Source organism: Actinoplanes sp. NPDC051633, assembly GCF_040681735.1.
Taxonomy (GTDB): domain Bacteria; phylum Actinomycetota; class Actinomycetes; order Mycobacteriales; family Micromonosporaceae; genus Actinoplanes.
In genome coordinates this window covers 1-4,081 of record NZ_JBFAZH010000715.1, presented here as the reverse complement: position 1 = coordinate 4,081, position 4,081 = coordinate 1, and the positions used below count along the sequence as shown (strand labels likewise).

General features: G+C 70.9%; 2 protein-coding genes and 1 pseudogene. 1 reads left to right on the top strand and 2 read right to left on the bottom strand.

Annotated features, from left to right (window positions below; translation table 11 throughout):
* Both AB0M20_RS30455 and AB0M20_RS30450 read right to left on the bottom strand, forming a co-directional pair.
* On the bottom strand, positions 1 to 559 hold a 559-nt coding region (locus tag AB0M20_RS30455; protein WP_364303769.1), incomplete at its 3' end, for an MFS transporter.
* A gap of 191 nt (positions 560 to 750) precedes the next feature.
* Positions 751 to 1,419, bottom strand: a pseudogene (locus AB0M20_RS30450) (MFS transporter); the annotation flags it as partial.
* A 108-nt stretch (positions 1,420 to 1,527) separates the two neighbouring features.
* Between AB0M20_RS30450 and AB0M20_RS30445 the strand changes: the two are divergent.
* A partial coding sequence (locus tag AB0M20_RS30445) for an ATP-binding protein (protein ID WP_364303768.1) occupies positions 1,528 to 4,081 on the top strand: 2,554 nt, incomplete at its 3' end.

Sequence of the window (4,081 nt, the reverse complement as noted above, 5' to 3'; positions counted from 1 at the left end):
CGGCCAGTGCAGCGGTGATGCCGGCGGCGGCGAGGAAGCCGCGGGGGAAGGCGTCGGCCACTCCGGTCGCGGTGGCCAGGCTGCCGGCGCTGCTCGCCACGGCTGACAGGACTGCGACTCCGAGGGCTGCCCCGACCTCGTGCCCGGTCATGAGGAACCCCGATGCCATGCCGGCGTGCTGCGGCGGGATGCCGGCCATGGCAGTCACGGACACCGGGACGAAGACCATGCCGACACCGAGGCCGATGGTGCCCAGGCCGGGCAGGATGTCGATGGCGAACCCGGCGTCGGCGGATGCCTGCGCGAGCAGGACAGCGCCGCCGGTAACCAGGAGCAGACCGATGGCGGCGATGGTGCGCGGCGTGCCATGGGCGAGGGCGTGCTTGGCGACCATGGTGCCGGCGGTGATGGCCAGGGCGAACGGGACGAACGCGAGGCCGGCGCGGATGGGGGAGTACCCCATGACGGTCTGGACGAAGATGGATGTGAGGAACACAGTCCCGACGAGGATGCCGGTGACGCCGAGCATGACGGTGGTGCCGGATACGAGCGATCCCACCTTCCAGGTGTGCGGCGGGACGAGCGGACTGGCGGCTCGAGGCTCCATGAGGATGAACGCTGCTGCCACAGTGCGGAACCGGTCAGGGCGAGCAGGACACGTGCGGAGAGCCAGCCGTGTTGCTCGGTGGCGCCGAGGGCGAAGATGAGTGCGACCAGGCTGCTGATGACGGTGACGGCTCCGGCCAGGTCGAACTGGTTCAGCGAGACTCGCGGTGTCCGCACACCGGGGATGACCTTGAGGCCGATCACCAAGGCGACTGCTCCGATGGGTGCGTTGATCCAGAAGATGGTCTGCCAGCCGGCCCACGTCGTCAGGGCGCCGCCGAGCAGAACCCCCGCTGCGACACCGAGGGAACCGACTGCCCCCCACAGGGCGAGGCCTGTGCGGCGCTGCGCCCCCGAGTACGTGGTCATGATGATGGACAGTGCGGCCGGGGTCATCAGGGCGGCGGACAACCCTTGCGCGGCGCGGGCCGTGATGAGTTCGGTGGCACCCCCGGCGAACCCGCTGACGATGGACGCGATCGTGAACACGGCGAGCCCGGTGAGGAACACCGCCTTGCGGGAGAGCAGGTCGGCGATGCGGCCGCCGAAGAGCAGCCCTCCACCGGACATCATCAGGTACGCGGTGACGACCCACTGCATGTCCGACCCGTCCAGGCGCAGGTCGCGCCCGATGGTCGGTAGGGCGGTGTTGACCACGGAGATGTCCAGCACGACCAGGATCTGCGCGGCCAGAGCGAGGGCCAGGACGATCCACGACTTTCGCGGCCCGTCGTCGGCAGGGGTGTGCGCTCGGTGGCCCGTGTGCGAGGCGGTGTCGACCGCGAGCGGTTCGGCGGCTGGTCTGGTGTGCATGATTACTCCTTGACGAGGTCCAGCGGGACGTGTTTCGGGTTGCACCGCTGAGCGGTGGCGGTGGTGCGTCCTACCGTCGTCGCAGGGCGGAGGGGTCGCCCCGGCCAAATGGCCAGGGTGGCGCACGATTCGCCGGCCAGGGAGGAGGTTCGCAACATGCTCCATGGACGTGACGAGGAGCGTGCGCGCCTCGCTTCGCTGGTAGCTGCGGCGCGCGCAGGCCAGGCTGGGGTGCTCGCCGTGCTCGGCGATCCCGGTGTGGGTAAATCCGCGCTGCTCGAGGACCTGGTCACGAGCGTTCAGGCGCACCAGGAGCAGCCGACGGTTCTGGTTTTGACGACGTCGGGGGTGGCATCGGAAGCGCCGTTGCCATTTGCCGCGCTGCACCGCCTCTTGCGCTCGGTCATTGACTGGCATCGGTTGCCGCCGCCGCAGGCGCGAGTTCTGGGCGCGGTGTTCGGGCATGAGGACGGCGACGTTCCGGTCGAGCCGTTCCTTGTGGGTGTGGCCACCTTGTCGGTTCTGACCGATGCGGCGGACGACCGGCCGGTGCTGTGCGTTGTCGACGACGCGCACTGGTTGGACGCCGAGTCCGCGGACGCGTTGCTGTTCGCGGCGCGTCGGATGCAGGCGGACCGGGTGGCGATGGTGTTCGCCGCTCGAGCCGATGTGGGGGTGGGCGCGTTCCGGCCTGACTCGGTGCCGGTGATGCACTTGACCGGCTTGGACCCGGCTGCGGCGCGGCGGCTGCTCGAGCAGCGGGTTGAGCTGCCGCCATCCGATGTCGTGGCTGACCGATTGGTGGCCGAGACCGGCGGTAACCCGCTGGCGTTGCTGGAGCTGCCGACGGAGCTGAAAGCCGACCAGCTCGCCGGGACCGCCGCGCTGCCGGCCGGCCTTGCGCTGACCGAACGGGTGGAACGAGCGTTCCTCGACCGGATCCGGAGTGCAAGCCCGGACGTTCAGTCGCTGCTGTTGCTGGCAGCCGCGGACGACACCGGCCGCACAAGTGTGTTGCACCAAGCGGCCACCGCGTCCGGGGTGGCGGCGGACGCGTGGGACGAGGCCGAGCGTGCGGGACTGCTGGCCGTTGCCGAGGATCGGGTATCGGTGCGGCACCCGCTGGTCCGTTCCGCGGTGTACCAGGCGGCGACCAGCTTCGAGCGGCGGCACGCGCACGCGGCCCTTGCCCGAGCCTTGGCCGGCGATCCGGATCGGCAGACGTGGCATCTGGCCGCCGCCACGATCGGCACTGACGCGGGCGTCGCGGACGCGTTGCATGGTGTGGGGCTGCGGGCGCAGCAGCGGGGCGCGCACCGGGCCGCCGCTGACGCCTTCGAGCGAGCTGCTGGGATGACCGCCGGTGAAGCGGACCGCGCCGTCCGCCTGTTCGCGGCCGCGCGAAACGCGTGGTCGTCCGGAGATGCGGTGCGCGCCGGCGCGTTGTGCGCCGACGCCGCCGCGGTCGCTGACGACGGTGTGCTTCGCGCCGACATCGACCGCCTACGCGGGCGCATCGAGGTGAACGTCGGGTCCGCGGTCGACGCGCATCGCATCTTCACCCCGGCAGCCGAACGGGTAGCTGTTCGTGACCCGGTTCGTGCCCTGGAGATGGCGGTAGCCGCGGCGGTCGCCCGGAGCCACGGCGTCGACAGCGGTGCGAGGCTGCCGGCGGACGCCATCGACGTCGACGTGTCGGCGCGGGACTCAGCCCGTATCCGCTGCCTCAAGCAGCTACTGGTCAGCACCCGGTACGACATCGCCGGCGACCGCGGCGCGGCCCTGACCACCCTGCACCGTGCGCTCGACACCGCGTTGAGCGCACCGGACTCGCGCGGCGACCTCGACCTACTGGGAAACCTCGGCAACGCTGCACTTCACCTGGGCGATGACGACGCGCAGCGCCGGTTCTACGCGCTCATGCTCTCCACCGCCCGGGAGAGCGGCGACGGCATGACGGTCATGTACGCCCTGCAACGCCTGTCGTTCGGCCAGTACGTCGCCGGTCAGTGGACCGCACTGCGGGACTCGAGTGAGGAGGCCATCGCGTTGGGGCGCAGCGTCGGACAGGGCGCGCTGACCGTTGCACCGCAGGCGTGGTTGACGCTGCTCGCCGCGCTCCAGGGACGCCCCGACTACGACGCACGCCTCGTCGCGATACAGGAGCAAGTGCACGCACACCCACCGGTGGGAATCTTCGCCCAGCCCGTGCAGGACCTCATTCGCTGGGCCAAGGCAATCGCAGCGCTGTCGGCAGGCAACCCAACAGCGGCCTTGCACCAGTTCCGGCAGATGCAACTGCCGGCCCTGACGTTGATTGCCGCGACGGACCGACTGGAGGCAGCCGTCCGCGCCGACGACCACGCCCAAGCCAACGCCTGGGTCGAGGACCTCGAGGCGTTCGGCGCCGGCACCGCCCTTGCGTGGGCGCGCGCGGCGGCCGCCTTCGGCCGGGCCCTGACGTCGCAGAGTGATGCCGCCGATGGCGGGGACGCGGTCAGCGCACTGTACGAGGCGTCGCTGGCCCACCACGGCGCCGCGGAACGCCCGTACGACCGCGCGCGCGTCCAATTGGCGTACGGCGAGTTCCTGCGCCGCAACCAGCGACGCATCGACGCGCGCAGCCACCTTCGAGCCGCGCTCGAGACTTTCCAGGACCTGC